The organism is Parvularcula maris (assembly GCF_024505085.1).
GTDB classification, from domain to species: domain Bacteria; phylum Pseudomonadota; class Alphaproteobacteria; order Caulobacterales; family Parvularculaceae; genus Parvularcula; species Parvularcula maris.
Window position 1 is genome coordinate 116,217 of record NZ_JANIBC010000003.1, and the last position, 22,334, is coordinate 138,550.

Below are 22,334 nucleotides of genomic sequence, written 5' to 3' on the forward strand. Positions count from 1 at the left end.
GTGGTCTCGAAAGACCAGCCCGGCCCACTCCAGTCCATGACCGGCTACGGCTCGGCGGAGGGGGAGGCGGCGGGCGCCTCGTTCCGCTGGGAGATGCGCTCGGTCAACGGGCGCGGGCTCGACGCCAAGATGCGCCTGCCCCAGGGCGCCGAAGAGCTCGAGCCGCAGCTTCGCAAGAAGCTCGCGCCCCTCCAGCGCGGCACAGTGAACATCTCGCTCAAGCTGACCCGCGAGGAGAGCGACGCGGCCCTGGTCGTCGACGAGGAGGCCCTGGCCGCCGCGGCCCACGCCATCCAGACCGTGCGCACGGCCATCGAGTGCGACCTGCCGAGGCCAGAAGCGGTGCTCTCGATGCGCGGCGTCCTCGCCCCGCCCACCGCCGAGAAGACCTTTCCGGAAGTGCTGCTGGCCGCGCTCGATGAGAGCTTCGGGCGGGCCGTCGCGGCGCTTCTCAGCTCACGCCAGGCCGAGGGGGCGGAGATTTCCGCTGTCCTCAAGGACCGCCTTACTGCGATGCAGAAGCTCGTCGCCGATGTGCGCGAGGGTACGGCGAACACCCGCGCCGACCTCACCGCAAAGCTTCGCGCCCAGGTGGAGGAGGTGGCCCCCGGCCTCGTCTCCGACGACCGTGTGGCCCAGGAGGTGGTGATGCTGGCCATCAAGGCCGATGTCAGCGAGGAGCTCGATCGTCTCTCCGTGCACCTCTCATCCTTCGCAGAGCAGCTCGAAAAGGGCGGCGCCGTGGGGCGGCGGCTCGAGTTTCTGAGCCAGGAGCTGATGCGCGAGGCTTCGACCCTCACGGTCAAGCTGCCCTCGGCGGAGCTCAAGAACCTCGGGCTCGACTTCAAGGAGCACGTTGACAGCTTGCGCGAGCAAGTCTTGAACCTCGCATGAGCGAAAAAGCACTGATCGAACGGCGCGGGCTCCTGCTCGTGGTCTCGAGCCCTTCGGGCGCTGGCAAGACCACCCTGGCCAAGAGGCTGCTGGGCTCCGATGCAGGGATCGCCATCTCGATCTCGGCAACGACGCGTCCCAAGCGCCCCGGCGAGATCGACGGCAAGGACTACCACTTCATCACCCCGGACGAGTTCGAGCGCCGCGACCGCGCGGGCTTTTTCCTGGAGAGCGCCAAGGTCTTCGGCAACCGCTACGGCACGCCGAAGGAGGAGGTCTTCAACACGCTGGAGACCGGAAAGGACATCCTCTTCGACATCGACTGGCAGGGCAAGCAGCAGCTCGATGAGCGGGCGGGGGGCGACGTGGTCTCGGTCTTCATCCTGCCCCCCTCCCGCGACGCACTGGAGCAGCGCCTGCGCTCCCGCGGCCAGGACGATGACGAGGTGATCCGCCGCCGCATGGAGATGGCCGACAACGAGATCAGCCACTACGCCGAGTACGAATATGTCATCCTCAACGACGACATCGACAAGGCGGATACCCAGCTTCGGTCGATCCTGGCAGCGGAGCGTCTGAAACGGCGACGCCAAACGGGGCTGAGGACCTTTGTGGACAGGGTCATCACCCCGGTCGTCCCGGATTGAGACGGTACGGAAGGTTGGTCTGCTGAGCGTTTTCCTGTAAGCCCGCTGGCAGGTTCTCTTTCGTCGCAGGAAATTTATAAGATGACGGTTCTTCTCTGCCATCATCCCGGAAAGCCGTAGGCTTATCCGGGACCCATGGAGCGACCGCCTCAAGAGTTGCGGCGGCAAGTCCATGGATCCCGGCTCTACGCTTCGCTACGGCCGGGATGACGACTGGCGAGGAAGGCGTATAGGAATTGCTTTCGTTAGACACGGCCGTCAGCAAGGCTGAGCAGCCAGCGACCATTGTATCAGATTCACCTTCCGTTATCGTTCTGAAGACGCGCTGTTAAGTCTCTGCTGCTACCAAGCTCCCATGACGGACCAAGCCATCGATCTCGACCACCTCGACCGCTATGTGGCGGGCGACGTTGCACTTCGCGATGAAGTGCTGACCATCTTCGAGGGGCAGGTCGCACGCTGCCTCAACATGCTGGACCCGGAAGGTCCGCATGAGGAGTGGCGCTCCATCGCACATGCGCTGAAGGGTGCCTCGCGCGGCATCGGCGCCTGGGCGGTCGGCTCCTACTGCGAGGAGGCTGAGCGGATGGCCGGCGCCAGCGACGACGTCGTGGCGGCCAGGCGTTCGCTCAAAGCCTCGATCGAAGCCTCCGTCGCCGAAGCGCTCGATCAGATCCGCGCCCTGCGCAAGGCCTAAGCGCAAAAGTAGGGGCGCTTCACGGCTGCGGCATTGCCGCACCGGCAGCGTCTTCTGCTTTCCTTAACCTTCGATTCCACCATATGGTCTGTGGAACTTCGGAGGGTTACGGTCGATGGCGCTACCTGATCTGGAAAGCCTGCGTGAGCTGGTCAATGTCCGGCTCGACCAGCTTGTCCCGATGGGAGCCCAGGGCGGTCCGGCCGCCGCCGCCCGCTACTCCCTTCTCGCTGGCGGCAAGCGGCTTCGCGCGATCATCACTCTGACAGCAGCCCGTACCCATGGCGGCAAGCTGGAGACGGCGCTCGATGCTGCCTGCGCGATCGAGATGATCCACTGCGCCAGCCTCATCTTCGACGACCTTCCCGCCATGGACGACGCCGCCCTGCGCCGCGGCGTGGCGACGGTGCACGCCAAGTTCGGCCAGGACATTGCTATCCTGGCTGGCATCGGCCTGATGAACGGAGCCTATGAGGTGCTGGCTAAGGCGCAGCACACCACCGAGGCGCAGCGCCTCGATATGCTGCGCATCGTCACCCGCGCGGTGGGCTGGCAAGGTCTCGTCCACGGCCAGGCCCTCGACCTCAACTCCGGCGAGAGCGACGCCCAGATCGACGCCATCCACGAGGGCAAGACCGGGGCGCTCTTCATTGCGGCCGCCGAGTGCGGCGGGGTCGCGGCCCCCTCGGTCAGCGAGAAGGACCGACGTGCCCTGCGCAGCTACGGCCGGGCGCTGGGCTTTGCCTACCAGGCCTTCGACGACGTGCTGGACCAGGTCGTCTGCGACGAGGCGGCAGGCAAGACCACCGGTAAGGACGGCGGCAAGTCGACGGCAGCCTTGGGCGGTGAGGCCTGCATCCAGTCCGGCACGGCACTCGCCAACAAGCACTTCGATCAGGCGGTGAAGGCTGTGGGCAAGACGGCGCCGCTGGCATCGCTGGCCGAGTTCATCAGGCGCTACTTCGCAGCGACTGTGGCGGCTGCCTAGGCTGCAGCCTTCTTCTTTTCGCGTAGCTCTTTCAGACGCACGCGCAAGACCTGAGGGTCGGGCGCGGCGACGAAGCCGAAGCTGACCGCGCCCTCCTTACAGGTGGTGGCGTGGTGGAGTTTGTGGGCCTGGACCAGGCGTTTGAAATAGCCGCGCTTCGGCACCCATTTGAAGGGGTAGCGCTGATGCACCAGGCCGTCATGGACGAAGGTGTAGATCAGTCCGTAGACGGAAATGCCTGTCGCCACGTACCAGATCGGTGGAAACCACAGCCAGCCGATGGTGAAGAGCGCCGTCGTGATGATGCCGAAAACGACCGCGTAAAGATCGTTGCGCTCCAGCATGTTGTCGTGGGGCTCGTGGTGGTCGGCATGCCAGGACCAGCCCCAGCCATGCATGATGTATTTATGCGCCCACCAGGCAAAGGCCTCCATGGCCGCGGCGGTGCCGAGGACAAGGACCAGTTTCTGCCAAAGGGTGAGGGTCATGACATTCGTCTCGCAGGCAGCCTCCACCAGGGCTCGTGGGGGTAGAGGTGGTGCTCGTGGTGGTAGCCGAAATGATAGCAGGTGAGGAGGCTCGGTAGCCACCCATAGCTCGAACTTCTGGCGCGATGGTCATCGGCGAAGGCAGGGGCCTCCCCCTCGTGTCGGTGGGGGCGGTAGGTGCCGAAATAGAAGAGCTGGAGCGCGCTGCCGAGGGCTGGGACGCCGTAGAAGAGCACGATGTTCACCATCGGCGCGCCCAGCACCAGCCAGTAGATGGCGACGACCGCGTTGACGAAGATCAGCGGCCGCAGCCCGAAATGCCGGGTGAAGAACTCGCGGAACCAGGGAACGAAACGGCGCGGCTCGCTGGCTGAGAAGTCGGGGTCGTCGGCGGTGCCAGGGGCGTCGTGGTGGAGGTCGTGGTTCACCTTCAGCCGGTCGTAGTCGAAGCCTGCGTACAGGGTCATTGTCACCCATCCGAAGGCGCGGTTTACCCCTGGATGCTGCGGGGCAAGGCTACCGTGGATGGCGTCGTGGCTGATGATGAAGAGGCCGACGGAGAGCCAGCAGAGGGCCGCCATCAGAAAGGGCGCCAGCAGGACTTGCGGCCAGGTGAGCTCGAAGAAGTGGACGCCGTAGACATGGAGGGCCGCCCAGGCGACGATGATCGCCGAAGCCAGCCCTACGCCGATCCGTGTGCGGCGTTTGTCTTCGGTGCTGCGCATAACTGGGTCGTCAGCGCTGAGCCCCCTCCGCCCTTCGGGCACCTCCCCCATGGGATGGGGGAGGGAAGCAGAAGCGGCCTTACTGCCTATCTCGCTCCCCCACTGGTGAGGGAGCTGCCGGCAGGCTGAGGGGGCCACGCCAGGCATCAAGAGGGCAGCCTCAGCACTGGCCGCTTCCAGAGGTCCGCTCGCGGGGGGAGGGCGCGGAAGAACTGGCTCTTGGCGCCTGCGCCCTGGAGACAGCCGAGGCCTGCGAGGGCGAGCTTGCGGCGGCGGGAGGTGCGGGCTCTCCGGTCCCAGACGTTCGGGCTCTTGGTCCTCACCACACGGCCGATGTCGCGGTAGACCCCTCTCGCAGCAGCTACGGCGAAGCCTGCGCGGATCGGTAGGCGGCGGACGCCCGAGCCTGCGCTCTGGTAGTAGCGGTCAGCCTCGGCGAGGAGGCGCATGGCAACCATCCAGACCCGCTCGCGGTTTGCCTCGTCGAGAACACCGGCCGGGGTGGGCGGAACGCCTTCCTCCTGCAGCCAATCGCCGGGCAGGTAGACCCGCCCGATGGCGGCGTCGTCGATGACGTCGCGGGCGATATTGGTGAGTTGGAAGGCGATGCCGAGGTCGGACGCCCTGTCCAGCGTGTCGTTATCCTCCGGGTCCACCCCCATGACGATGGCCATCATTACGCCGACGACGCCCGCCACGTGGTAGGAGTAGCGCAGCGTGTCCTCTAAGCTGTCGTAGCTGTGCTGACGAACATCCATCTCGAAGCCCGCCAGGAGGTCGAGGGCGTGCTGTTTCGGCATGCCAGTCTCGACAGCGACCTGCTGGAACGCCTCGAACTGCCAGCGGGAGGGGCGCTCGCCTCGATAGACCGTGTCCGTCTCGCGCAGGAGAAAGGCCAAGTCCTCCGCACTCGGAACAGCCTCGGCCCCCGCCGCCACGGTCTCGCCGAAGCCCAGGTTCTGTCCGTCGATCACATCGTCGCAGTAGCGGCACCATGCATAGAGCATATGCGCATGCCGCCGCATCTTCGGGCGGAAGAGGAGCGAGGCCAGAGCGAAAGACTTGGAGCCCTTGGCGATGCTCTGCGCGGACTGTTTGGCGAGGGTGCTGTCCATTAGTACCAACCTACGAGTTTGGCGAAGAAATGACCCCAGCCGAAAGTAAAGACGAATGTCAGCGGTAGCTTCGCAGGCCCCCTATTCGGATTGCTTGACGCGTACAGCGCTGCTGCGGCGGTAGCTACGACTGCGATACAGGCAGCTGTACCGAACCTACCTGTCGCTGTTGTAGCTGGCATGACCACCGCCATGATCAGAAGTAGCACGATCGCGACTGCATCAGTCCACCGCCAAGACTTATCAATCTCGGGACGCCCCTGATCGACCCACATATCGCCGTCTTGGGTCGTGGTCTGATGGGTTGATGAGAGCGATCCCGCCATCCGGCTACTCCGCCGCCATCTTCGCATAGGCGTCAGCCAGCCCGAAATCCTCCGCCATTAGACGGGCGGTGGCCTTGGCCGAGCCGACGACGCCGGGGATGCCTGCGCCGGGGTGGGTGCCTGCGCCGGCGAAGTAGAGGTTATCGATCTCGTCGTCGCGGTTATGCATGCGGAAGAAGGCAGACTGGGTGAGCACCGGCTCCAGGCTGAAGGCGCTGCCGTGGTGGGAGCGGAGGTCCTCCTTAAAGCCCTGCGGCGTAAGGATCATGTCGGTGACGATATGCTCGCGTAGGCCAGGAAGATATTTCTCCTCCAGATACTTGTAGATCCGTTCCTTGTACCGAGGGCCCTCGACTTCCCAGTCGATGGCCGCCTTGCCGAGGTGCGGCACCGGCGAGAGCACGTACCAGCTGTCGTGCCCCTCGGGCGCCATGCCGGGATCGGTGGCGGTGGGGCGGTGGAGGTAGAGGGAGAAATCATCGGGAAGGTTCGGCCCGTTGAAGATCTCGGCGATCAGCTCCTTGTAGCGCGGCCCGAAGCAGATCGTGTGGTGGGCAATGTCTTCGTACTTTTTGTTCGTACCGAAATAGATGACGAAGAGGGACATGGAGAAGCGCTTCTTCTTGAGGCTCTTCTCGACCTTCCGCCCCCGCATCGTCTTGCCCAGAAGCTTGCCGTAGGTATGGACGATATCGGCGTTCGAGGCGACGGCGTCGAACTCCTCGCGGAAGCCGCTCCTGGTGCGGACAGCCGTCAGCTTGCCGTTCTTCTCCTCGACCTCTTCGACCGGATCGCCGATCATGACCCGTCCGCCAAGGTCCTCGAACAGTTTGGCCATGCCCGCCACCAGCGCGCCCGTGCCGCCTCGCGGGAACCAGACGCCCCACTTACGCTCCAGCGCGTGGATCAGGGCGTAGATGGCGGAGGTCTTGTGCGGGTCGCCGCCGACCAGCAGCGAGTGGAAGGAGAAGGCCTGGCGCAGCTTCTCATCCTTGATGAAGTCGCCCACCCGTCCGGCCACGGATCGCTGCGCCTGCAAGGTGGCGAGCTGCGGCGCGCAGCGCATCATCGACCAGAAGTCGAGGAAGGGCACGTGGCCTAGCTTAAGGTAGCCCTCCTTGAAGAGCGCCTCTGAGTACTCGTAAAACTTGCGGTAGCCCTCGAGGTCGCCAGGGCTCTGCTTCATGATCTCGGCTTCGAGCTTTTCCGTGGCCTGAAAGTAGTCGAACTGGGTGCCGTCCTCCCAGGCGAGGCGGTACATCGGCTCGACCGGCAGGAGCTCGACATAGTCCGAGAGCTTGCGGCCCGAGAGGGCGAAGAGCTCCTCCAGGCATGAGGGGTCGGTGATGACCGTCGGCCCGCCGTCGAACTTGAAGCCGTCCTGCTCATAGACATAGGCCCGCCCGCCGAGCTTGTCCCGCGCCTCGATCAGGGTGGTCTGGAAACCCATGGACTGAAGGCGGCAGGCCAGCGCCAGCCCGCCAAAGCCCGCGCCGATGACACAGGCCTTCGGACCGGCCCCGTCGTCATTCGCTGCGGGGAGGTCTTGTTCGTCCATGCGGAGCGCTTCGCTCATGCCTGCCTGTCTTTCTCCAGACGCCGCGGGGGCAGCGCGCTGATCGCCTTGTGTATCGGCACCGGGGGTTTTCCTGCCAGAATGCGCAGCCGGTCGCCAGTTGTGGTCTCTCCAGCATAAAATCGCTCGATCAGCGGCTGAGGCAAGCCGTAGAAACGCTGCAGGACGATGTACCGCAATTCAGGCTTCGCCGCCCGGAACAGCATCCGGTTGAGGAGCCTGGAGTAGCGGTGTTTTCGCCAGCGCTCACGGACCTGCCTCTCGATCACGCGGCGCAGGTTTTCCGGTGAAAAATCCTCCTCGGCGGCGATGAGATCGGCGAGGCGGGCGGCTTCGGGCAGGGAGTAGCCGGTGACGGGGTGGAAGAGGGCGGCCCGCAGGCCGATGGGGGCGGCGTCCTGTAGCTCACCGAGATAGGCGTCGATGTCGCCTTCGAGGACGATGGGAAGCACGCCTTCTTCCTCCCGAATCACGTCGGCGATGCGCCAGCCCTGCCGGACGGCGTAGTCCTCAATGCCCTGGCGCAGGGTCTCGCGGGGCAGGGTCTCGCCGTCGGCGTAGTAGGTGTCCTCGATCAGCGCCGTATCATTCGTGAAGGGCAGCACATAGACGAAGCGGTAGCCGTCGGTTTGCGGCACCGTGGCGTCCATAATGATTGGCTCGGTCAAGCCGTGGGGCTCCTCGAAGCGGACCTCTAGGCCGAGGAATTTTTGGAAGGCGATGGTGATGGTGTCCGAGCGCTGCGCGCCTCGGCCATCGAGCACCGTGCCGCGCAGGGTAGTCTGGTCCGCCAGGGTGAGGGAGGAGGGGGAGAGGGCGACGGCCTCCGTGCCGCGGATGGTCTGGACCTTTGTCTCCGCCATCACTTCGGCCAGCCGGTCCGAGGTTGCGGCTAGGTAGGGGGTGGAAAGGCTTCGTCTTCGCTCGGGGAAGCGGACCTGCTGTTCCTCCCAACGGCTGGTGACAAAGGGGGCGAGCCAGTCGAGCTGCTCCGACGTCACATCGGTGCCGTGGAAGCACCAGGTGTGGTTGCCACCCAGGGTCTCTTCTTTCTCAGCGACGACAATCTTCAGCTCGGGGCGGAGCTGGGCGGTCCTGTAGGCGATTAGGGACGAGGCCAGGCCTCCGCCGGCTAGGATGAGGTCATATACTGCCATTGGGGTGGGCCTAGGGCGTTCGGTGGCTGGACGCCAGCTAGGCATCCGTCATGACATGACCAGAACGCCGTCATGACATGACACGAAAGCGCTGGTGCGCTCGGTTTTGCGCTGTCTAGGGAAGAATCATCGAAGCACGGAGGCGGCAATGAAGAAAACCGAGAAGATCGAGATCAGGCTTTCTCCTGAGGAAAAGGAGCAGCTCGCCAGGCGGGCCGAAACCGAAGGCCGCCCGGTGAGTGAACTGGTGCGTGCCTTGATGACGGCAGAGGGGAGCATGACTAGTGAGCGGTCGGAGAAGGCAGCGGCCATCCACCCCCTTCGCCAGTTCGGCGGAGCGGCGCTGTCCTTCGTCGGCGGCGTAGCAATGACCCTCGCCTTGAGCGCGGCTCACCCCCTCGGTCAGGATATCGAAGGCTGGGATGCGAGCTTCGAGCTTGCCGGTGACGTGCCTGTTCCTGGCGAGGAGGGCAGAACCCGAAGGGCGAGGACTTCGGGCGATTTCAGGCTCCTGGCGAAGGACGGATCGACCGCGAAGCTGGTTCTCAACCGCAGCCGAGGAGGGGTCTACGAGCTTCGCGGCGTTACCATCCGCCAGGATGACGAGCAGGTGAGGCTGGAGTTCTCTCTCTGTGTCCGGCTGCCCACCGAGGACTGCAAGGGCGTAGCGTCACCGACCGTGACAACCTTTCCGCGAGAAGACATCCGCATTATGCTCGACGATGTGGACGGGCGTAGGTTGTTCCTGGGGCTGACGGCTATTGGTACAGAACGCAATTGAAACTGACCGCCTTCCCACGGACAAGCCGTGGGAAGGCGTGGGTAGAGAGCCTCCTAGATAAAGAACCCGACCAGCGAGTAGATCAGGTTGAACGGCTTGTTGAGGTCCGCCTGGGTGTCCTGCTCGGTGGCTGAGAGCACGGCGCCGTTTCCGTCCATCACGCTGTCGATGAAGTCCTCGAGTTCGAGGCCCAGCTCCTGGATGTCGCCGTTCTCGATGTCGATGATCGTCGTGCAGTGGCTGTCATTGACGTCGCGGAAATAGGGGAAGTAGCCGCCATAGTTCGGGTACGAAGCGAGCTGGCTTCTTAGCTTGCCGGTGTCCTGCTGCCACTTCTCGGTAATCAGCGCTTCTCTCTGCGACTGACTGCCAGCGTTCTGGATCTCCGGGTAGAACCGCTCATAGCTGTAGGCGGAGTAGTTCTGGTCGAGCTGGAAGTGGGTGTGCCCCAGCCGGTCGCCGGTGTAGCGGCTGGCGATGGCGTCGTTGACGGAGCCGTAGTTCGAGGTGCTGATCCCTGCGATGTCGCGGGCGAGGTAGCCCATGACGCTGTCCACGCCCCAACGGTCCTTGATCTGAAGATGCAGCGGACGCGAGGGGTTGGCGGCGTTGCTGCCGCCCTGCGCCGTGGGGAAGAGCGGCCCCGAATCGTTGATCATGTAGCCGTAGGACGGCGCCATGTCGCGGCGCATCGGGTGGTAGTTGGTCATGGCGCCCGCGCCGCCCGCCGAGCAGCCGGTCATCAGCATCTGGGTGGGCCTCGGCATGTTGTCCCGCATCCAGGACGTCACCGCACGGACGTTCCTGGCGCCGTTGTGGTGCCAGACCAGGGGCTCGCCTGCGCCGGTCGGGTCCTCATAGACCGTGACCTTGTTGCCCGAATAGACGTCGCCCGTGCAGTACGGAACATAGACGATGTTCCAGTCCTGCGTCTTGACGTCGTTATACGGATGGCTGCGCCAGACCAGCGGCGAGACGAGGCCCGTCGAGGGGTCGCCCGAGGTGATGTAGTCGTCGGGAATGCCGTCGGGGTTGCGTGCGCCTCTAATACCCGCCTGCCCGGTGCAGCTCGCGTAGTCCCAGCACGCCCCGCCGCCCTCGAAGTAGAACATGGTGTTCCTGGTCGAGGCGACGCGGTTGATGAAGAACTTGAACGGCGAGCCGTTGCCGCAGATCGCGCCGGTCGAGGGGTGGAGCTGGATGGTCTGCCAGTTGCCGTAATTGCCCGGCGAGAAGCCGTCATTGAAACCGGACGGGTTCGAGTAGAGCCCGTACTCGCCGACCCGCTCCCAGCTTCTCACCTTGCGGTCCGCCTTAGGCGGGGAGAACAGGTTCCAGAAGGTCTGCCACCCCGAATAGTCGCCGGGTTCGGCAGCGGCAGGCGTGGCGTAGGATAGCACCACAGCTGCCGCAGCGCCGCAGCAAAGCAAGCGTTTCATCACGTTCCTCCAAGCGCCGCCGTGATAGGCGGGGAGGGTAGGCCGCGGCGCTCAGCCCGATGGGTTCCCTTCCCCGGTTTTCTACGCCACGATGTCAGTCGCCAAACAAGCTTCAAGTCAATGAGGCGGGCTGCTTTTCGCTAGAGAAAGAACAGGGGAGAAGTGCTGTGGGTGTTAGAACATATCTTCTACTGGGTTTGTGCGGTGCAGCAATATTCGCAGCAGCTCTACTGCTACGTGGTGGGAGAGAAGACCCGGCCGAGATGTGGGAACGTCAGATCCATATTCCTGCGCCGGATCAGGAGGATTCCCCGGCGGAGAGCAATCCTGCTGGCGAACCTGTTCCTCCTTTCGACCCCAAGATGTCCCTCCGCCAGTTCTCGGAAAACGCCAAACGCATGACCCGCGAGGAGCGGCAGGCCGAGGCGGAACGCCTGCTGGCAGAAGCCGACCGGCTGGCGGCGGAAGGGGGGCTGGTGGGCGACCAGCTCGTCTTCACCAAGACGCTGATCCTGCGCGATGCGTATCAGGACGATCCGAAGCGGCTGGCCGAGGAGGTAGCCAAGGTCAGGGCCGAACGCGAGGCGCAGCTCGCCGCCCGTCCGCCGATCGACCACGGTCCGGACTATGCTCGGTACAAGGAACGCGAGGCTGAAGTGCTGCGAGAGGTGCTGGCTATGGACAGCTACCCCGAGGGTTTGGACAGGGACGGCTACCTAGCCAAGCGGCTCGCCAAGGTGCGGGCGGAGGTTTACGGGGCGGGGGAGTAGCCTCCTCCGCCCTCCGGGCACCTCCCCCATGAGATGGGGGAGGAAAGCAGCAGCACCGCTTGCTCTCTATTTCGCTCCCCCTCCCCGAGGGGGAGCTGCCGGCAGGCTGAGGGGGAGGAGTTACCTAGGCAGGATTGCCTAAAGAGCCTTCTCCAGCTCCGGCATCGCCTGGAAGAGGTCCGCCACGAGGCCGTAATCGGCGACCTGGAAGATCGGCGCCTCCTCGTCCTTGTTGATGGCGACGATGACCTTGCTGTCCTTCATGCCCGCAAGATGCTGGATCGCGCCGGAGATGCCGACGGCGATGTAGAGCTCGGGAGCCACGACTTTACCCGTCTGGCCGACCTGGTAGTCGTTGGGCATGTAGCCCGCGTCCACCGCGGCGCGGCTGGCGCCGATGGCGGCGCCGAGCTTATCGGCGACGGGGTAGATATGCTCCTCGAACGCCTCGTTGGAGCCCAGCGCACGGCCGCCGGAGATGACGATCTTGGCGCCCGCCAGCTCGGGGCGGTCCGACTTGGTCAGCTCCTCGCCAACGAACTCGGAGATGCCGGGGAAGGCCGCCGCGCCGATGGTCTCGACCGAGGCCGAACCTTCCATGGAGACAGCGTCGAAGGCGGTGGGCTGCACCGTGATGACTTTCTTACTGTCCGAGGACTGAACAGTGGCAAAGGCGTTGCCCGCGTAGATCGGGCGGACGAACGTGTCCGCGCTCTCGACGCCGGTGATGGCCGAGATCTGCATCACGTCGAGCTTGGCGGCGACGCGCGGCATGAAGTTGCGGCCGTCCGTACCCGTCGAGCTGACGATGGCGTCGTAGTCACCGGCGAGCCCGGTGATCAGCTCGGCCATGGGCTCGGCCAGGCGCTTTTCGTAGTGGGCATCGTCTGCGTGCAGCACTTTGCGCACGCCTGAGATCTTGCCCGCGGCTTCCGCAACGCCAGAAGCGCCGGAGCCGGCGACGAGCACGTCGATATCGCCGCCGATCTTCTGCGCGGCAGCCACCACCTTGGCGGTGGCATCGTTGAGGGACTGGTTGTCGTGGTCAGCGATCACGAGAATGGCCATGGCTTAAAGGACTCCCGCTTCGTTCTTGAGTTTGTCGACCAGCTCGGCGACGCTTTCGACCTTGATGCCCGCCTCGCGCTTGGGCGGCTCGGTCACTTTAAGCTTCTTGAGGCGCGGGGTGAGGTCCACGCCCATATCCGCAGCGGCCTTCTTGTCGAGCGGCTTCTTCTTCGCCTTCATGATGTTGGGCAGCGAAGCGTAGCGCGGCTCGTTGAGGCGAAGGTCGGTGGTGACCACGGCCGGAAGGTTGAGCGAGACGGTCTGAAGGCCGCCGTCGATCTCGCGGGTGACGTGGAGCTTGTCGCCCTCCTTCTTCACTTCCGATGCGAAGGTGCCCTGCGGCCAGCCAAGAAGGGCGGCGAGCATCTGGCCCGTCTGGTTGCGGTCGTCGTCAATGGCCTGCTTGCCCATGATGACGAGGCCGGGCTGCTCTTCCTCGCAGACCTTTTGCAGGAGCTTGGCCACGGCCAGGCTCTCGACGTCCTCGTCGGCGGTCAGGAGGATACCCCGGTCGGCGCCCATGCCGAGGGCCTGGCGGATCTGCTCCTGCGCCTTGTCAGGGCCGACCGAGACCACGACGATCTCCTCCGCCGTGCCCGCCTCTTTCAGGCGCACGGCCTCCTCGACGGCGATCTCGTCGAAGGGGTTCATGGACATCTTGACGTTGGCAAGATCGACATCGGTCTGGTCGGATTTGACCCGCACCTTCACATTGTAGTCGACCACCCGTTTGACCGGGACGAGAACCTTCATGGGCGTCTCTCCTTAGCTGGCATGTTCGTTCGTTGGGGCGGCTCTACGCCGGGCCGGTGGGGAGTGCAACGCGGTGAAGCGGAACGGCTTTCACAACGGCGCTTACCTCGACCTTCAAGCGGCACACTTCCTGCAAGGGCGCGGCTACGGACCTCGTTAAGGGTTCGGCAACCAGTAAGGAACCCTTGATGAGAAAACTTCTCGCAACCAGTGCCGTCGCCCTTTTGACCAGTGCTTCGGCTCACGCCGCCGTTCTCGATTTCGAGGACTTTGGCACCACCAACGGCGATCTCGCCCCGGTGCTGATGGACTCGTTCGAAACGGATTTCGGCATCCGCTTCAGCTCGACCGACGGCATTCGCGTCGTGCAGGTCGGCGGCAGCCAGGACGGCTTCGCGCCGAACGATACGCCGAACCCGGCCAACGCGTTTGGTGACTTCTTCCTCGGCACCGCGTTCGACGACGCCCAGACCGACCTGACCATCGACTTCATCGGCGGCACCGCGGGCTACAGCTTCGATCTCGGCGACATCGACGACGATGAGAGCTTCACCATCCAGACCTTCGGTGCAGGCGGTGTGCTGCTCGCCACGGACGTCATCAATTCGGGCGATCCGGGCACGGGCAACCAGTCGGTTTTCCGCTTCGGCAACTCCAATCTCGGTGCGCCGATCTTCCAGGTCGTCATCTCCGGCACGAGGGGCAGCAAACGTCTCGGCATCGCCTTCGACAACTTCAATACGGTCAGCGACAACACCGTCCCGGTGCCCGCTGCGCTGCCGCTCTTCGGTGCAGCCCTCGCAGGCTACGGCGCGCTGAAGCGTCGCCGCAAAGCGCAAGGCTAGTCTCCGCTAGCCCCGCCAGGCACCCAGAGGACCTCGCCGCCGCCGTCGCGGCTGGCCTTGCGGGCTGCTACAAAAAGGAAGTCCGACAGGCGGTTGAGGAAGGTGGGCACGGGGTCGGAGACCATGCTGCCCTCCTCGGCCAGCGCCCAGACGGCCCGCTCCGCACGCCTCGCGACAGCGCGGGCCAGGTGCAGGGGCGCGGCGCCTCCTGGTCCCGACGGGAGGACGAAGCTCTCCAACGGGGGCAGGGCGTCGTTGATCTCGTCGATCATGTCTTCGAGGCGAGCGATGCGCTCCGGCGCCAGCCGAAGCTCGCCCTTGATGGTCTTCGGTGTCGCAAGGTCCGCGCCCAGATCGAACAGGTCGTTCTGGATCGCCAGCAGCATGCCGCGTAGCTCATCGGTCTGCACCGCCGACAGCGCCATGCCGATGGCGGCGTTCAGCTCGTCCACCTCGCCGATGGCCACGATACGCGGGTGGGTCTTGGGAAGGCGCTCGCCGGTGACCACGCCGGTATCGCCGCCGTCGCCCGTGCGGGTGTAGATCTTGTTAAGGACGACCACGGCTTAGTTTCCGCGGGTCAGAAGATAGACCAGCAGCATCAGAAGCGCCACGGCGATGGCCTGAGCCGTCACCCTCGCCCGCATCAGCTTGTTCGAGTTCTTGGCCGCGAAATCACCGCCCTTGGCCAGGGAGTAGATGCCCGCGAACAGGAAGCCGAGGGTCACCAGAAGGGCGAGGGGGATCAGTGCGTAGAGTAGGACGCCGGTCATGGGCTCTCCCTGAGGTTAGCTGGGTTCCACCGGCGCCTGTGACAGATCACGCGATGAAAATGAAGAAGATCGCAAACAGCAAGATGGCGGTGAGGGCCGTCGAAATCACGAAGGTGCGCCACTGCATCGCACGGTTGGAGCCCTGACGGGCTTCGGTCTTGGTCAGATGCTCTTCCACGAGAGGGTCCTTTCGTCCCGCTTCCCGCGGGATTGCCTGATCTTGCCTAGAAAACGAGGAGAACGCTTGCTTTGTTCCGTGAGGTCGGGTGAACTTTGACGAGGCGTTTGCGCGCATGGGGGCGGATGAACCGCTCCGGCCGAGGCAGCAGAGAGGGGCGGGGCATGACCTCTGAAGTGGTCCTGATGAACAGGCAGGCGGTGGCCATGGCCGCCGACAGCGCCGTGACGATCACCGGCGGCGGCTATCTCAAGACCTACCAGTCGGTGGACAAGCTCTTCCCGCTGGTCGACGGCCAGCCCATCGGCGTGATGATCTACAACAATGCCGAGCTGATGAGCACGCCCTGGGAGACGGTGATCTCCCTCTACCGCGACCAGGCGAGGGGCAGGGCGCCGCTCGATTCGCTGGAGGCCTACTCCCGCGACTTCATGCACTTCCTGTCCGGCAACACCGAGCTCTTCAGCCAGGAGCACCAGGACACCGAGTTCTTCAAGCATGTCGCCGTGGTGCTCTCGATCGTCGCGGACGATTTCGACTTCCAGCTTCAGCAGCTCCAGCAGTCCCAGGCGGGCCGCGTGCGCGACCACGTCTCGGCCTGCTTCGCCTATGTGGTGGACGAGCTCTACGGCGACCTCACCCGCAACCTCGACGGCAGCGCGCGGGGCCGCCTCGACGTCTTCCCCGAGGGGACGGAAGCGCAGCTCCTGCGGCGCTATGGGGCGGAAGTAGACGAGCTGATCGGCTCGCTCATCGCGGCTCTCAAGAACGAGTTCCCGATGCTCTCCGTCAGCCAGGAGAGCACCGCGCGCCTCCGCGACATCGCTGTCATGTCGGTCACCCAGGACGCCTTCTTCGAGCACTATACGGGCGTGGTGTTCGCGGGCTTCGGACGCTCGGACAAGTTTCCTTCGATGAGGAGCTATCTCTGCTCCACCATCGTCATGGGCACGCTCAAGCACCGCATGGACCGCGCGCAGGACATGACCGCGGATTCAGGTCCTGTCATCGCGCCCTTCGCCCAGGACCGAATGATCCGCACCTTCCTCACCGGCATGGACACCCAGCTGCGCATGTTCCTCTTCGGCGAGACGCTGAAGCTTTCCAGCCACCTGGTCTCCGACGTCATCGGCCGGGCGCCGGGCATGAACGACGAGCAGCGGGCACGGCTGCTGCACGACTACTCGGAGGGCAATCTGGCGGGGGCGCTCAGGTCCTTCTTCGGCGCGGTGGACCAGTTCCAGTACCGCACCCACACCATGCCGATCCTGCGCGCCGTGGGGGTCCTGCCCAAGAAAGAGCTCGGCGAGACCGCCGCCTCCCTCATCAAGCTCAACTCCTTCCAGCAGAAGGTGATGCATTCGGTGGAGACCGTCGGCGGGCCGATCAGCCTCGCCACCATCTCCCGCTCGGAGGGCATGGTGATGGGCAAGGAACGGGCGCAGCTCTAACCGGCGAATAGGGATAAGACAGATGGCAGACCGGCTGAAAGACATCTGGGACGGCTTCGCAAGAAGCACCCACGCGCGCCTCACCACCACCGAGCTGAGCCCGCTTTCGAGGCCCTCCGGCACGGACCGGGCCGAGCAGGAGCTCGAGCTGACCCTGTCCGGCAGAAACGCCAGCCCCGAAGGCCACGAGGCGGTGCGGGCCGCCCTCGACACGCTGCACCGCGACATCGAGAGCAAGGCCAAGCGCAAGCGCCGCCCCCGCCGGGGCGAGGGCGCCAGCTACAGCGCGGGGGACGAGCCGCAGAGCTACGAGCTGCGCAGCGGTCTCGACGAGCAGCTCCTCGCCGACCTCCAGTTCACCGAGGCTCGCGTACGCCGCTCAGGCTCCGACTACCTCACCTTCGCCCGCGCCAAGCAGGACGCCTGGGGCCGGAAGCGCAAGAAGTTCTTGGGGATCTTCTAGCGTACAAGGTAGGGCGGGCGGCGCAGCCGACCGCGTTCGGTGCAAGGCGTATACAGAAGCGCGGTCGGCTCCGCCGCCTGCCCTACAGGCTGGGACACACCGTAGGGTGGACGCGAGCAGCGGCCACCTTGCAGCGCTGAGTCCCTACGAGAGGTGGCCGCCTGTCGGCGTCCACCCTACGAACTTGGTCCTGCTGCCCTTTACGAACTGTCTAACCGCCGCCGGGCACCTTGTTCACCGGCACCTCGCGCAGATCCTCCACAGGAGCCATGGGCGGCGCGATCAATGCCTTCTTTCGAGCCTCCTCCGCCTCCGCCGCGCGCAACACGGCCAGGGCTTCAAGGCGCCGCTCGGCATCCTCGCGGATCGCCCCAGCGAAGAGGTTCTTGCCGTCGGGATACCACGGCCCGCCGAACAGGCTGGGTCGGCGCAGGCCGGACGGCGGCTCGCCATGGAGCAGAAGGCCATCCTCGCAGCGAGCCTCCGGCTCAAAGGAAAGGCCGGGGCTGCCCGCAACGAAGGCTTGGACTTTCTCGCTCAAAGGGGGCGGCGCGCAGAGCTTGGCGGCGCCTTGGGAGGGTACGAACTCGCCCCGCTTGGACACTGCCAGCGTGCGGGTGGTCAGGCGCTCGCGATAGGCCTCGAAACGCTCGTCCACCGGCACGAAAGCCACCACGCAGCGGGGCTCGTCAGGCGCCTCGCAGGCTACCCCCGCAAAACCCGACCGGGTAAGGGGCAGGCCCACGGCGTAGACCCCTGCAACCCGCTTAGAGAGGGCCTCGTCCGAAGCCACCCGGCGCAGAAACAGCCTACCGATCAGCAGCGCCCCGTCATCGTAGCCGGCAAGGATGATCGGGGTCTCGGTACCGACCTCCACGAGGAACTGATCGAAGGCGGCCTCGATATCCTCATAGGCGGTGTGGCGAGAGGCGGTGCCGGGGTGCTTCTGGGTGAAGCGGGAATAGAGGGTCGGCTGGCGGTAGCGGGGCGCGTGGAGCCGGGCGATACCGGCGAACGGAGAGGTATCGGCCGGTACCTGTTTTTCCTGCAAGAACAGCTCCTGCTCGGTATCGCTAACCGGCGCGTTCCACTCCTCGCTGCTGCGGAAGACATTGGCGTGCACGACGAAGGCCGCCGCCTCTGCGCTGCCCTCCCCGCGGAGGAACCAGGCATCGTCCTCCTCGTAATAGGGCGCGGGCGGGGGGGTGTAGGCCTCATAGGTGCGGTCGGGGTTGAGGAAGGTGAGCGTGATCTGCCGCTCGAAGCGCAAGACCAGCCCTGCCGCGAGTGCACAGACCAGCACGAACCCCGCCAAGGCCCAGAGAAAATGGTGCCGCTTTGCCATGGTTTCGCCCGTTCTACTCGTCATCACCTACAAGGTGTAAGCTAGCGCCTGTCACATTGCGCGCTAAGCCCCTACATGCAGCAGCTCAGATCACGGGCAAGAGGCTTGGCGGACGAAGATATGGCGAAGAAGCGGCAGGACAAAGCGAGGCGCAAGGGGCCTGAAGTCGGTGGCCCGGCGCTGAAGAAGCCGGGACCGCTGGCGAGCCTGCGCAACAGCTTCTTCGCCGGGGTGGTGATCGCAGCGCCGCTCCTCATCACCGCGGGGGTGATGTACTGGCTGATCACCGGGCCGCTGGCGAGGGTCGACGGCACGGTTCAGAAGTGGCTGCCCGACGCGCTACTGCCGCCTGACTGGGCGGACTTGTACGTGCCCGGCTTCGGCATTCTGGTGACGATCATCCTGCTCACGCTCTTGGGCGTCTTTGCCAAGAACGTGATCGGGCGGTTCTTCATCAGGCTCGGGGAGAGCGTGGTCGATTCGACGCCCCTGGTCAGGAACCTCTACGGCTTCTTCAAGAACGTCTTCGAGATGGCGCTGCAGCAGTCCGAGCAGTCCTTCAAGGAGGTGGCGCTGATCGAGTATCCGCGCCCCGGCCTCTGGACCCTGTGCTTCGTGGTCACCCGCACCAAGGGCGAGACGGCGCATGAGCTCACCGATATCGGCGCGGACATGACCACGGTCTTCGTACCCACCACGCCGAACCCGACCTCGGGCTTCATGCTCTTCGTGCCGCGCTCGAAGCTGCGCCTTCTGACCATGAGCGTCGAGGACGGCGCCAAGATGATCTTCTCGGCCGGCCTCGTGACGCCGGAGTACCTCACCGAGGGCCAAGAAGCACCGACCGACCAAAGCACCAACAACGGCGCTTTCGGCTTCCTCAAACGCCGTAAGCAGACGGACGACACCGAGCTGCAGGAAGCCTATGAGCGCGAGGTGGAGGCGGAGTAGCTTCCTTGCGCTACAGTGTTTTGGCGAACCCCGTGGTGTGGTTATCCGATCGGGGTTCGCCGATTGACGGTGTTAGATGTCGTCGCAGCTGACGAAGTAGTTTTCGCCGTTACACTCAACGATACAAACGGGGCCGCCGTTATAAACGGGGTTGTCGCAGATATCAGATGAGTTCCCTGCGTTCTGTAAGCAGTCTTGCTCTGACGAAGAGGATGCCAAAACAGAGTGAGGATTAAATAGCAGAAAGATAACCGATACAGTTGTGCTGATCATTACGATCTCCATCTCTACTGATAATTGATACGCAACTTGTTGGAAGTACATTATCAGCCCACCGATCACCATATTGAACAAAATATCAATCGCAGTAAGCAAGGCTCTTCGCAGAGATAGCTCTTCTACTCCCCACAAGCGTACTACCCCGACCGCAGCCGCTTTCCCGCATTGTTCCGCCCGAAGAGGTCAGCCCTGAGTACCTTTCGCTAAACTCGTGAATTGATAGCATTAGAGACATCGGCAAGCGTGTAGAGCACCTGCCGACCTCAGTTCGATATCTACCGCTTGTGGTTGCGCCAGTCGTCGACCCTGGCGACGACCACGTAGAGGGCGGCGATGACCGCGATGACGCCGGCCGCCATGACGACGGCGTCTTGGGTTTCCTCGCGAGACCAGGCGGTGGCGAAGACATCTTGGGTCCTCTCCGCGACCTCGGCCACGGTGCCGGGAAGGCCCTCGGGCGTGCTCTGGGTGTCGTCTTCTCCGCCGGGGTTGTGCTCGCCGGGCGTTTTGCCTGGGACCTGGGGCGCGGTGCCGGTGGGGGTCGGCGCTTCGGCCTGCTGCTCCTTACCGTCCTCATCGCCGACCATGGTGGAGCCGATGGTGGCAGCCCCCGCGCCCGCCGCCGCCGTGGCGCCGCCCATGGTGCGGGAGGAGGCGAGGTTGCCGCGCCTCGGAGAGTTCTCCTCGACCCTCGCGCCGCGCGGCTCGTCCTGGGTGGCGTCCTTGTCCTCGGTCCATCCCTCGAGGAACAGCGCAGCCTCGGCCTCTCTGCGGCGCTTGAGACCGGCCACCACGCGGCCGCCAGCCTTGTTCCACCACTTCATCGCCTCGGCAGCGCCCTCGAAGTCCTTGCTGTTGACGCGCTTGATGAAGGTCGAGTTCTTCATCCCGTTGACGCCGATATTGTAGGTGATCGAGACCAGCGCATCGAACATGTTCTGGCTGACCGAGACCTTCACGGCCTTCTCGACGCCCTGCTCGTACTGCTTGAGGTCCCGTCGCAGAATCTCGGATGCCTCGCTCTCGGAGATCTCCATACCGGGCACCACGTCGGGCGGGCCGGCCATGGAGGTGTGGCCGTAGCCGATGGTCCAGATGCCGACGATGTCCTGATAGGCCTCGAGCTCCAGGCCTTCGAACTCCTTGATGAGGTTCAAGCCCCGGTTCGAGATACGCATGCCTTTGGCCCCGCTAAACGCCCAACTTCTTGCAGGACTTTAACACATTCAGAAGCGGTGGGCAGTATTTTTCCCATTAACGTGACCACAGAAGAAAAAGGCGAATGGGATGGCTCGCCTCCAACGGGAGTGTTGCCGTGGTCAGCGGCGCCCGTTAATGGCGAGCGCAGAAACCCGCATGGCAAGGGCGGGTAGGCCGAGGAGGGCGCCCACGTGTCCGCGACCGACCAGCAAGAGTACCGTCCGAGCGACGACGAGGAGTTCATGAACGACCGCCAGGTCGAGTACTTCCGGCGTAAGCTTCTCGAGTGGAAGGACGACATCCTCAAGCAGAGCAAGATGACCATCGGTCAGATGCAGGACGCGACCCTGCATGCCCCTGACGCGGTGGATCGTGCCTCGTCGGAGACCGACCACGCGCTCGAGCTGCGCACCCGCGACCGCCAGCGCAAGCTCATCAGCAAGATCGATTCGGCCCTCCGCCGGATCGACGAGGGCGAGTACGGCTACTGCTCGGAAACCGGCGAGCCCATCTCGCTGCAGCGTCTGGAGGCGCGTCCGACGGCGACCATGTCGCTCGAGGCGCAGGAGCGTCACGAGCGCCGCGAGAAGGTCCACCGGGACGACTGAGCGGCGGCCCGCGCGCGAAAGCTGCTGTTTTTTCTCCCCGCGGGGCTGTTTTCAGGAGCGGGAGAGATAGCTTACCCTTTCAGGTGAGTTCCCTTCGGCCCAGCCGGAACCGGGACGTTAATCTCTTGGCCCTAGGCAGGGCAGGCTTTGAGGAGGGGACGTGATGGCGTTTCTTAGGTTGGCCCTGGCGGCCATGGTGGCAGCCGGTCTGACGGCGTGCACCACGTTCGAGGAGTTGACCGGCACCGGTTTCGAGCAGGCACCGAGCGAGGGCATCTCCCGTGATGAGCTCCAGTCGGCCGAGTACCCTGAATATGTGATCGGCCCCTACGACCAGCTTCAGATCTTCGTCTGGCGCTCGGAAGAGCTCAGCACGACGGTGGCGGTCCGGCCCGACGGGCGTATCTCCACCCCGCTGATCTCGGACATGATCGCCGCGGGCAAGAGCCCGACCCAGCTTGCCAGCGATATCGAGCAGGAGCTGCGCGAGTATGTGCGCTCGCCCGATGTGACGGTGATCGTGCAGGGCTTCTCCTCTACCTTCGACCAGCAGGTGCGCATCCTCGGCGAGGCGCAGCAGCCGTCTGCCATCCCCTACCAGGCAGGCATGACCACCCTCGATGTGATGATCTCGGTGGGCGGCCTGACCGAGTTCGCGGCGGGCAACCGTGCCAAGCTGATCCGCAACCGCGGCGGCGCCAAGGAGACCTACCGCCTTCGCCTCGGCGACCTCCTCCGCAACGGTGACGTCACCGCCGATGTGCCGCTGCAGCCGGGCGATGTGATCCTGATCCCCGAGAGCCTCTTCTAGGAAGGC

The 22,334-nt window shown here is 64.6% G+C and carries 25 protein-coding genes; 12 read left to right on the forward strand and 13 right to left on the reverse strand.

The genetic code is table 11. The features are described from left to right. From NOG11_RS06260 to NOG11_RS06275, 4 genes are all read left to right on the forward strand, one after another. Entirely contained in the window at positions 1 to 894 is an 894-nt protein-coding gene (locus NOG11_RS06260) for a YicC/YloC family endoribonuclease (protein WP_256618851.1), read from the forward strand. Next, on the forward strand, positions 891 to 1,541 hold the full coding sequence (gmk, locus tag NOG11_RS06265; RefSeq protein ID WP_256618852.1) for a guanylate kinase: 651 nt from the start codon (positions 891 to 893) through the stop codon (positions 1,539 to 1,541). Before NOG11_RS06260 ends, gmk begins: the two co-directional genes overlap by 4 nt. Positions 1,542 to 1,896: 355 nt before the next feature. Further along, positions 1,897 to 2,238, forward strand: coding sequence for an Hpt domain-containing protein (locus tag NOG11_RS06270; RefSeq protein WP_256618853.1), 342 nt, complete (start codon positions 1,897 to 1,899; stop codon positions 2,236 to 2,238). A gap of 115 nt (positions 2,239 to 2,353) precedes the next feature. Continuing rightward, entirely contained in the window at positions 2,354 to 3,226 is an 873-nt protein-coding gene (locus NOG11_RS06275) for a polyprenyl synthetase family protein (protein ID WP_256618854.1), read from the forward strand. Here NOG11_RS06275 and NOG11_RS06280 read toward each other — a convergent pair. The 5 genes from NOG11_RS06280 to crtY all read right to left on the reverse strand — a co-directional run bounded on the left by NOG11_RS06280 (position 3,223) and on the right by crtY (position 8,613). Beyond that, complete coding sequence (locus NOG11_RS06280; protein ID WP_256618855.1) at positions 3,223 to 3,714, reverse strand: sterol desaturase family protein; 492 nt, start codon at positions 3,712 to 3,714, stop codon at positions 3,223 to 3,225. The two genes, NOG11_RS06275 and NOG11_RS06280, sit on opposite strands and share 4 nt — an antisense overlap. Then, positions 3,711 to 4,439, reverse strand: coding sequence for a fatty acid desaturase (locus NOG11_RS06285; RefSeq protein WP_256618856.1), 729 nt, complete (start codon positions 4,437 to 4,439; stop codon positions 3,711 to 3,713). Before NOG11_RS06285 ends, NOG11_RS06280 begins: the two co-directional genes overlap by 4 nt. A gap of 146 nt (positions 4,440 to 4,585) precedes the next feature. After that, on the reverse strand, positions 4,586 to 5,554 hold the full coding sequence (locus NOG11_RS06290; RefSeq protein WP_256618857.1) for a phytoene/squalene synthase family protein: 969 nt from the start codon (positions 5,552 to 5,554) through the stop codon (positions 4,586 to 4,588). Between the two features lie 330 nt (positions 5,555 to 5,884). Beyond that, positions 5,885 to 7,438: a phytoene desaturase gene (locus tag NOG11_RS06295; RefSeq protein WP_370468245.1), complete on the reverse strand. Its 1,554-nt coding sequence runs from the start codon at positions 7,436 to 7,438 to the stop codon at positions 5,885 to 5,887. 14 nt (positions 7,439 to 7,452) lie between these two features. Then, the gene (gene crtY, locus NOG11_RS06300; protein ID WP_256618859.1) at positions 7,453 to 8,613 is read right to left on the reverse strand and encodes a lycopene beta-cyclase CrtY; all 1,161 of its coding nucleotides are present in this window, start codon (positions 8,611 to 8,613) and stop codon (positions 7,453 to 7,455) included. A gap of 148 nt (positions 8,614 to 8,761) precedes the next feature. Between crtY and NOG11_RS06305 the strand changes: the two genes are divergently transcribed. Next, positions 8,762 to 9,394: a plasmid mobilization protein gene (locus NOG11_RS06305; RefSeq protein ID WP_256618860.1), complete on the forward strand. Its 633-nt coding sequence runs from the start codon at positions 8,762 to 8,764 to the stop codon at positions 9,392 to 9,394. A 53-nt stretch (positions 9,395 to 9,447) separates the two neighbouring features. Here the strand turns inward: NOG11_RS06305 and NOG11_RS06310 are convergent, their stop codons facing one another. Continuing rightward, positions 9,448 to 10,833, reverse strand: a complete 1,386-nt coding sequence (locus NOG11_RS06310; RefSeq protein WP_256618861.1) for a pectin acetylesterase-family hydrolase — start codon at positions 10,831 to 10,833, stop codon at positions 9,448 to 9,450. A 362-nt stretch (positions 10,834 to 11,195) separates the two neighbouring features. Here NOG11_RS06310 and NOG11_RS06315 point away from each other — a divergent pair, with 362 nt between their 5' ends. Further along, the gene (locus NOG11_RS06315) at positions 11,196 to 11,603 is read left to right on the forward strand and encodes a hypothetical protein (RefSeq protein ID WP_256618862.1); all 408 of its coding nucleotides are present in this window, start codon (positions 11,196 to 11,198) and stop codon (positions 11,601 to 11,603) included. A gap of 138 nt (positions 11,604 to 11,741) precedes the next feature. Here NOG11_RS06315 and NOG11_RS06320 read toward each other — a convergent pair whose 3' ends face one another. Next, positions 11,742 to 12,671, reverse strand: coding sequence for an electron transfer flavoprotein subunit alpha/FixB family protein (locus NOG11_RS06320; RefSeq protein WP_256618863.1), 930 nt, complete (start codon positions 12,669 to 12,671; stop codon positions 11,742 to 11,744). A 3-nt stretch (positions 12,672 to 12,674) separates the two neighbouring features. Beyond that, positions 12,675 to 13,424, reverse strand: a complete 750-nt coding sequence (locus NOG11_RS06325) for an electron transfer flavoprotein subunit beta/FixA family protein (protein WP_256618864.1) — start codon at positions 13,422 to 13,424, stop codon at positions 12,675 to 12,677. Between the two features lie 188 nt (positions 13,425 to 13,612). Between NOG11_RS06325 and NOG11_RS06330 the strand changes: the two genes are divergently transcribed. Then, on the forward strand, positions 13,613 to 14,269 hold the full coding sequence (locus NOG11_RS06330; RefSeq protein WP_256618865.1) for a VPLPA-CTERM sorting domain-containing protein: 657 nt from the start codon (positions 13,613 to 13,615) through the stop codon (positions 14,267 to 14,269). Here NOG11_RS06330 and NOG11_RS06335 read toward each other — a convergent pair. From NOG11_RS06335 to NOG11_RS06345, 3 genes are read right to left on the reverse strand one after another with little or no spacing between them, the layout of a single operon-like run. Then, complete coding sequence (locus NOG11_RS06335; RefSeq protein WP_256618866.1) at positions 14,266 to 14,832, reverse strand: cob(I)yrinic acid a,c-diamide adenosyltransferase; 567 nt, start codon at positions 14,830 to 14,832, stop codon at positions 14,266 to 14,268. The two genes, NOG11_RS06330 and NOG11_RS06335, sit on opposite strands and share 4 nt — an antisense overlap. A gap of 3 nt (positions 14,833 to 14,835) precedes the next feature. Beyond that, a complete protein-coding gene (locus NOG11_RS06340; RefSeq protein WP_256618867.1) occupies positions 14,836 to 15,042 on the reverse strand; it encodes a twin transmembrane helix small protein in 207 nt (68 codons plus the stop codon). Between the two features lie 46 nt (positions 15,043 to 15,088). Further along, the gene (locus NOG11_RS06345) at positions 15,089 to 15,220 is read right to left on the reverse strand and encodes a hypothetical protein (protein ID WP_256618868.1); all 132 of its coding nucleotides are present in this window, start codon (positions 15,218 to 15,220) and stop codon (positions 15,089 to 15,091) included. A gap of 164 nt (positions 15,221 to 15,384) precedes the next feature. Here NOG11_RS06345 and NOG11_RS06350 point away from each other — a divergent pair, with 164 nt between their 5' ends. Together NOG11_RS06350 and NOG11_RS06355 are read left to right on the forward strand one after the other, a co-directional pair. Then, complete coding sequence (locus NOG11_RS06350; protein WP_256618869.1) at positions 15,385 to 16,671, forward strand: hypothetical protein; 1,287 nt, start codon at positions 15,385 to 15,387, stop codon at positions 16,669 to 16,671. 22 nt (positions 16,672 to 16,693) lie between these two features. Continuing rightward, a complete protein-coding gene (locus NOG11_RS06355) occupies positions 16,694 to 17,134 on the forward strand; it encodes a hypothetical protein (RefSeq protein ID WP_256618870.1) in 441 nt (146 codons plus the stop codon). 211 nt (positions 17,135 to 17,345) lie between these two features. On the opposite strand, the gene NOG11_RS06360 is transcribed toward NOG11_RS06355, so the two are convergent. Continuing rightward, a complete protein-coding gene (locus NOG11_RS06360; protein ID WP_256618871.1) occupies positions 17,346 to 18,479 on the reverse strand; it encodes a DUF3089 domain-containing protein in 1,134 nt (377 codons plus the stop codon). Between the two features lie 120 nt (positions 18,480 to 18,599). Here NOG11_RS06360 and NOG11_RS06365 point away from each other — a divergent pair, with 120 nt between their 5' ends. Then, complete coding sequence (locus NOG11_RS06365; RefSeq protein WP_256618872.1) at positions 18,600 to 19,430, forward strand: DUF502 domain-containing protein; 831 nt, start codon at positions 18,600 to 18,602, stop codon at positions 19,428 to 19,430. Positions 19,431 to 19,984: 554 nt separating this feature from the next. On the opposite strand, the gene NOG11_RS06370 is transcribed toward NOG11_RS06365, so the two are convergent. After that, positions 19,985 to 20,887: a lysozyme gene (locus tag NOG11_RS06370; protein ID WP_256618873.1), complete on the reverse strand. Its 903-nt coding sequence runs from the start codon at positions 20,885 to 20,887 to the stop codon at positions 19,985 to 19,987. A 264-nt stretch (positions 20,888 to 21,151) separates the two neighbouring features. Between NOG11_RS06370 and dksA the strand changes: the two genes are divergently transcribed. Together dksA and NOG11_RS06380 are read left to right on the forward strand one after the other, a co-directional pair. Next, positions 21,152 to 21,517 carry an RNA polymerase-binding protein DksA gene (gene dksA, locus NOG11_RS06375; protein WP_256619007.1) on the forward strand — a complete coding sequence of 122 codons (366 nt, stop codon included), beginning with the start codon at positions 21,152 to 21,154 and terminating at the stop codon, positions 21,515 to 21,517. Positions 21,518 to 21,680: 163 nt separating this feature from the next. Continuing rightward, positions 21,681 to 22,328, forward strand: coding sequence for an XrtA/PEP-CTERM system exopolysaccharide export protein (locus NOG11_RS06380; RefSeq protein WP_256618874.1), 648 nt, complete (start codon positions 21,681 to 21,683; stop codon positions 22,326 to 22,328). Positions 22,329 to 22,334 lie beyond the last annotated feature (6 nt).

Excerpts from the sequence above, each read along its gene's own strand:
- NOG11_RS06370 (WP_256618873.1), bottom strand. The coding sequence starts at position 20,887 with ATGCGTATCTCGAACCGGGGCTTGAACCTCATCAAGGAGTTCGAAGGC.
- NOG11_RS06330 (WP_256618865.1), top strand. The coding sequence starts at position 13,613 with ATGAGAAAACTTCTCGCAACCAGTGCCGTCGCCCTTTTGACCAGTGCT.
- NOG11_RS06270 (WP_256618853.1), top strand. The coding sequence starts at position 1,897 with ATGACGGACCAAGCCATCGATCTCGACCACCTCGACCGCTATGTGGCG.
- NOG11_RS06315 (WP_256618862.1), top strand. The coding sequence starts at position 11,196 with ATGTCCCTCCGCCAGTTCTCGGAAAACGCCAAACGCATGACCCGCGAG.
- NOG11_RS06305 (WP_256618860.1), top strand. The coding sequence starts at position 8,762 with ATGAAGAAAACCGAGAAGATCGAGATCAGGCTTTCTCCTGAGGAAAAG.
- NOG11_RS06285 (WP_256618856.1), bottom strand. The coding sequence starts at position 4,439 with ATGCGCAGCACCGAAGACAAACGCCGCACACGGATCGGCGTAGGGCTG.
- gmk (WP_256618852.1), top strand. The coding sequence starts at position 891 with ATGAGCGAAAAAGCACTGATCGAACGGCGCGGGCTCCTGCTCGTGGTC.
- NOG11_RS06275 (WP_256618854.1), top strand. The coding sequence starts at position 2,354 with ATGGCGCTACCTGATCTGGAAAGCCTGCGTGAGCTGGTCAATGTCCGG.
- NOG11_RS06380 (WP_256618874.1), top strand. The coding sequence starts at position 21,681 with ATGGCGTTTCTTAGGTTGGCCCTGGCGGCCATGGTGGCAGCCGGTCTG.
- NOG11_RS06350 (WP_256618869.1), top strand. The coding sequence starts at position 15,385 with ATGACCTCTGAAGTGGTCCTGATGAACAGGCAGGCGGTGGCCATGGCC.
- NOG11_RS06365 (WP_256618872.1), top strand. The coding sequence starts at position 18,600 with ATGGCGAAGAAGCGGCAGGACAAAGCGAGGCGCAAGGGGCCTGAAGTC.
- crtY (WP_256618859.1), bottom strand. The coding sequence starts at position 8,613 with ATGGCAGTATATGACCTCATCCTAGCCGGCGGAGGCCTGGCCTCGTCC.
- NOG11_RS06290 (WP_256618857.1), bottom strand. The coding sequence starts at position 5,554 with ATGGACAGCACCCTCGCCAAACAGTCCGCGCAGAGCATCGCCAAGGGC.
- NOG11_RS06340 (WP_256618867.1), bottom strand. The coding sequence starts at position 15,042 with ATGACCGGCGTCCTACTCTACGCACTGATCCCCCTCGCCCTTCTGGTG.
- NOG11_RS06355 (WP_256618870.1), top strand. The coding sequence starts at position 16,694 with ATGGCAGACCGGCTGAAAGACATCTGGGACGGCTTCGCAAGAAGCACC.
- NOG11_RS06280 (WP_256618855.1), bottom strand. The coding sequence starts at position 3,714 with ATGACCCTCACCCTTTGGCAGAAACTGGTCCTTGTCCTCGGCACCGCC.
- NOG11_RS06320 (WP_256618863.1), bottom strand. The coding sequence starts at position 12,671 with ATGGCCATTCTCGTGATCGCTGACCACGACAACCAGTCCCTCAACGAT.
- NOG11_RS06295 (WP_370468245.1), bottom strand. The coding sequence starts at position 7,438 with ATGGACGAACAAGACCTCCCCGCAGCGAATGACGACGGGGCCGGTCCG.
- NOG11_RS06325 (WP_256618864.1), bottom strand. The coding sequence starts at position 13,424 with ATGAAGGTTCTCGTCCCGGTCAAACGGGTGGTCGACTACAATGTGAAG.
- dksA (WP_256619007.1), top strand. The coding sequence starts at position 21,152 with ATGAACGACCGCCAGGTCGAGTACTTCCGGCGTAAGCTTCTCGAGTGG.
- NOG11_RS06310 (WP_256618861.1), bottom strand. The coding sequence starts at position 10,833 with ATGAAACGCTTGCTTTGCTGCGGCGCTGCGGCAGCTGTGGTGCTATCC.
- NOG11_RS06360 (WP_256618871.1), bottom strand. The coding sequence starts at position 18,479 with ATGGCAAAGCGGCACCATTTTCTCTGGGCCTTGGCGGGGTTCGTGCTG.